This window comes from Streptomyces sp. NEAU-W12, from assembly GCF_026242095.1.
Taxonomy (GTDB): Bacteria; Actinomycetota; Actinomycetes; order Streptomycetales; family Streptomycetaceae; genus Streptomyces.
In genome coordinates, this window is sequence record NZ_JAPJDM010000069.1 from 1 (window position 1) to 5,240 (window position 5,240).

Annotated in this window: 2 rRNA genes; both read left to right on the top strand. The window is 58.1% G+C overall.

Annotated features, from left to right (window positions below):
* Nucleotides 1-222: 222 nt before the first annotated feature.
* A 16S ribosomal RNA gene (locus ORI94_RS34900) occupies nt 223-1,752 on the top strand.
* A 318-nt stretch (nt 1,753-2,070) separates the two neighbouring features.
* Nucleotides 2,071-5,192, top strand: a 23S ribosomal RNA gene (locus tag ORI94_RS34905).
* Together the 16S and 23S rRNA genes form the textbook arrangement of a ribosomal RNA operon.
* Nucleotides 5,193-5,240 lie beyond the last annotated feature (48 nt).

Below are 5,240 nucleotides of genomic sequence, written 5' to 3' on the forward strand. Positions count from 1 at the left end.
GGAGGAAAGCCCGAGAGGGTGAGTACAAAGGAAGCGTCCGTTCCTTGAGAACTCAACAGCGTGCCAAAAATCAACGCCAGATATGTTGATACCCCGTCTCCGGCCGTTCGGCCGGGACGAGGTTCCTTTGAAACAAACACAGCGAGGACGCTGTGAACGGCCGGGCTCATTCCGCCCGACCGTTCCGCTCTCGTGCGTGTCGTTCCCGATCACGGGAAAACATTCACGGAGAGTTTGATCCTGGCTCAGGACGAACGCTGGCGGCGTGCTTAACACATGCAAGTCGAACGATGAACCACTTCGGTGGGGATTAGTGGCGAACGGGTGAGTAACACGTGGGCAATCTGCCCTTCACTCTGGGACAAGCCCTGGAAACGGGGTCTAATACCGGATAACACTTCCACTCGCATGGGTGGAGGTTAAAAGCTCCGGCGGTGAGGGATGAGCCCGCGGCCTATCAGCTTGTTGGTGAGGTAATGGCTCACCAAGGCGACGACGGGTAGCCGGCCTGAGAGGGCGACCGGCCACACTGGGACTGAGACACGGCCCAGACTCCTACGGGAGGCAGCAGTGGGGAATATTGCACAATGGGCGAAAGCCTGATGCAGCGACGCCGCGTGAGGGATGACGGCCTTCGGGTTGTAAACCTCTTTCAGCAGGGAAGAAGCGAAAGTGACGGTACCTGCAGAAGAAGCGCCGGCTAACTACGTGCCAGCAGCCGCGGTAATACGTAGGGCGCGAGCGTTGTCCGGAATTATTGGGCGTAAAGAGCTCGTAGGCGGCTTGTCGCGTCGATTGTGAAAGCCCGGGGCTTAACCCCGGGTCTGCAGTCGATACGGGCAGGCTAGAGTGTGGTAGGGGAGATCGGAATTCCTGGTGTAGCGGTGAAATGCGCAGATATCAGGAGGAACACCGGTGGCGAAGGCGGATCTCTGGGCCATTACTGACGCTGAGGAGCGAAAGCGTGGGGAGCGAACAGGATTAGATACCCTGGTAGTCCACGCCGTAAACGGTGGGAACTAGGTGTTGGCGACATTCCACGTCGTCGGTGCCGCAGCTAACGCATTAAGTTCCCCGCCTGGGGAGTACGGCCGCAAGGCTAAAACTCAAAGGAATTGACGGGGGCCCGCACAAGCAGCGGAGCATGTGGCTTAATTCGACGCAACGCGAAGAACCTTACCAAGGCTTGACATACACCGGAAACGTCTGGAGACAGGCGCCCCCTTGTGGTCGGTGTACAGGTGGTGCATGGCTGTCGTCAGCTCGTGTCGTGAGATGTTGGGTTAAGTCCCGCAACGAGCGCAACCCTTGTCCCGTGTTGCCAGCAAGCCCCTTCGGGGGTGTTGGGGACTCACGGGAGACCGCCGGGGTCAACTCGGAGGAAGGTGGGGACGACGTCAAGTCATCATGCCCCTTATGTCTTGGGCTGCACACGTGCTACAATGGCCGGTACAATGAGCTGCGATACCGTGAGGTGGAGCGAATCTCAAAAAGCCGGTCTCAGTTCGGATTGGGGTCTGCAACTCGACCCCATGAAGTCGGAGTTGCTAGTAATCGCAGATCAGCACTGCTGCGGTGAATACGTTCCCGGGCCTTGTACACACCGCCCGTCACGTCACGAAAGTCGGTAACACCCGAAGCCGGTGGCCCAACCCCCTTGCGGGGAGGGAGCTGTCGAAGGTGGGACTGGCGATTGGGACGAAGTCGTAACAAGGTAGCCGTACCGGAAGGTGCGGCTGGATCACCTCCTTTCTAAGGAGCACTTCTTACCGGCCTTCGGCCGGTCAGGGGCCAGTACACCGGCGCATGTCCGGTGCTGGTTGCTCATGGGTGGAACGTTGATTATTCGGCCGGTTTTCCGCGCCGGAGGCGTGCGAGTACTGTCCCCTTCGGGGACGTGGAAAGCATGATCTTCGGGTGGAGAGCGGCCGGGCACGCTGTTGGGTGTCTGAGGGCACGGCCGTGACGGTCTGTCTTCACGATGCCGGCCCCAGTGAACTCCGGTTGTTGCCGGGGGTGATGGGTGGTTGGTCGTTGTTTGAGAACTGCACAGTGGACGCGAGCATCTGTGGCCAAGTTTTTAAGGGCGCACGGTGGATGCCTTGGCACCAGGAACCGATGAAGGACGTGGGAGGCCACGATAGGCCCCGGGGAGTCGTCAACCAGGCTTTGATCCGGGGGTGTCCGAATGGGGAAACCCGGCAGTCGTCATGGGCTGTCACCCATACCTGAACACATAGGGTATGTGGAGGGAACGCGGGGAAGTGAAACATCTCAGTACCCGCAGGAAGAGAAAACAACCGTGATTCCGGGAGTAGTGGCGAGCGAAACCGGATGAGGCCAAACCGTATGCGTGTGAGACCCGGCAGGGGTTGCGCATACGGGGTTGTGGGATCTCTCTTCCACGGTCTGCCGGCCGTGGGACGAGTCAGAAACCGTTGATGTAGGCGAAGGACATGCGAAAGGTCCGGCGTAGAGGGTAAGACCCCCGTAGTCGAAACATCAGCGGCTCGTTTGAGAGACACCCAAGTAGCACGGGGCCCGAGAAATCCCGTGTGAATCTGGCGGGACCACCCGCTAAGCCTAAATATTCCCTGGTGACCGATAGCGGATAGTACCGTGAGGGAATGGTGAAAAGTACCGCGGGAGCGGAGTGAAATAGTACCTGAAACCGTGTGCCTACAAGCCGTGGGAGCGTCGCGCAAGGACTTGTCCTTGCGTCGTGACTGCGTGCCTTTTGAAGAATGAGCCTGCGAGTTTGCGGTGTGTTGCGAGGTTAACCCGAGTGGGGAAGCCGTAGCGAAAGCGAGTCCGAACAGGGCGATTTCAGTAGCATGCTCAAGACCCGAAGCGGAGTGATCTAGCCATGGGCAGGTTGAAGCGGAGGTAAGACTTCGTGGAGGACCGAACCCACCAGGGTTGAAAACCTGGGGGATGACCTGTGGTTAGGGGTGAAAGGCCAATCAAACTCCGTGATAGCTGGTTCTCCCCGAAATGCATTTAGGTGCAGCGTCGTGTGTTTCTTGCCGGAGGTAGAGCACTGGATAGGCGATGGGCCCTACCGGGTTACTGACCTTAGCCAAACTCCGAATGCCGGTAAGTGAGAGCGCGGCAGTGAGACTGTGGGGGATAAGCTCCATGGTCGAGAGGGAAACAGCCCAGAGCATCGACTAAGGCCCCCAAGCGTACGCTAAGTGGGAAAGGATGTGGAGTCGCACAGACAACCAGGAGGTTGGCTTAGAAGCAGCCACCCTTGAAAGAGTGCGTAATAGCTCACTGGTCTAGTGATTCCGCGCCGACAATGTAGCGGGGCTCAAGCGTACCGCCGAAGTCGTGTCATTCATACATGTAGGGCCAACGCCCGTATGGATGGGTAGGGGAGCGTCGTGTGCCGGGTGAAGCAGCCGCGGAAGCGAGTTGTGGACGGTTCACGAGTGAGAATGCAGGCATGAGTAGCGATACACACGTGAGAAACGTGTGCGCCGATTGACTAAGGGTTCCTGGGTCAAGCTGATCTGCCCAGGGTAAGTCGGGACCTAAGGCGAGGCCGACAGGCGTAGTCGATGGATAACCGGTTGATATTCCGGTACCCGCTGTGAAGCGTCAAACATCGAGCATCGTGATGCTAAGGCCGTGAAGCCGTTCCGGACCCTTCGGGGAATGGAAAGTGGTGGAGCCGCCGGCCCAAGCGGTTAGTAGGTGAGTGATGGGGTGACGCAGGAAGGTAGTCCAGCCCGGGCGGTGGTTGTCCCGGGGTAAGGGTGTAGCCCGTCATCCAGGTAAATCCGGATGGCATGTGGGTGAGACCTGATGCCGAGCCGATTGTGGTGAAGTGGATGATCCTATGCTGTCGAGAAAAGCCTCTAGCGAGTTTCATGGCGGCCCGTACCCTAAACCGACTCAGGTGGTCAGGTAGAGAATACCGAGGCGTTCGGGTGAACTATGGTTAAGGAACTCGGCAAAATGCCCCCGTAACTTCGGGAGAAGGGGGGCCATGTCCGGTGATGGGGTTTTCCCTCTGAGCTGGGTGTGGCCGCAGAGACCAGCGAGAAGCGACTGTTTACTAAAAACACAGGTCCGTGCGAAGCCGTAAGGCGATGTATACGGACTGACGCCTGCCCGGTGCTGGAACGTTAAGGGGACCGGTTAGTCACTCTTCGGGGTGGCGAAGCTGAGAACTTAAGCGCCAGTAAACGGCGGTGGTAACTATAACCATCCTAAGGTAGCGAAATTCCTTGTCGGGTAAGTTCCGACCTGCACGAATGGCGTAACGACTTCTCGACTGTCTCAACCATAGGCCCGGTGAAATTGCACTACGAGTAAAGATGCTCGTTTCGCGCAGCAGGACGGAAAGACCCCGGGACCTTTACTACAGTTTGATATTGGTGTTCGGTTCGGCTTGTGTAGGATAGCTGGGAGACTGTGAAGCTGCCACGCCAGTGGTGGTGGAGTCGTCGTTGAAATACCAGTCTGGTCGTGCTGGATGTCTAACCTGGGTCCGTGATCCGGATCAGGGACAGTGTCTGATGGGTAGTTTAACTGGGGCGGTTGCCTCCTAAAGAGTAACGGAGGCGCCCAAAGGTTCCCTCAGCCTGGTTGGTAATCAGGTGTTGAGTGTAAGTGCACAAGGGAGCTTGACTGTGAGACCGACGGGTCGAGCAGGGACGAAAGTCGGGACTAGTGATCCGGCGGTGGCTTGTGGAAGCGCCGTCGCTCAACGGATAAAAGGTACCCCGGGGATAACAGGCTGATCTTCCCCAAGAGTCCATATCGACGGGATGGTTTGGCACCTCGATGTCGGCTCGTCGCATCCTGGGGCTGGAGTCGGTCCCAAGGGTTGGGCTGTTCGCCCATTAAAGCGGTACGCGAGCTGGGTTTAGAACGTCGTGAGACAGTTCGGTCCCTATCCGCTGTGCGCGTAGGAGTCTTGAGAAGGGCTGTCCCTAGTACGAGAGGACCGGGACGGACGAACCTCTGGTGTGCCAGTTGTCCTGCCAAGGGCATGGCTGGTTGGCTACGTTCGGGAGGGATAACCGCTGAAAGCATCTAAGCGGGAAGCCTGCTTCGAGATGAGGACTCCCACCTCCATGAGAGGGTAAGGCTCCCAGTAGACGACTGGGTTGATAGGCCGGATATGGAAGCACGGTAACGTGTGGAGTTGACCGGTACTAATAGGCCGAGGGCTTGTCCTCAGTTGCTCGCGTCCACTGTGTTGGTTCTGAAACCACGAACAACCCCGT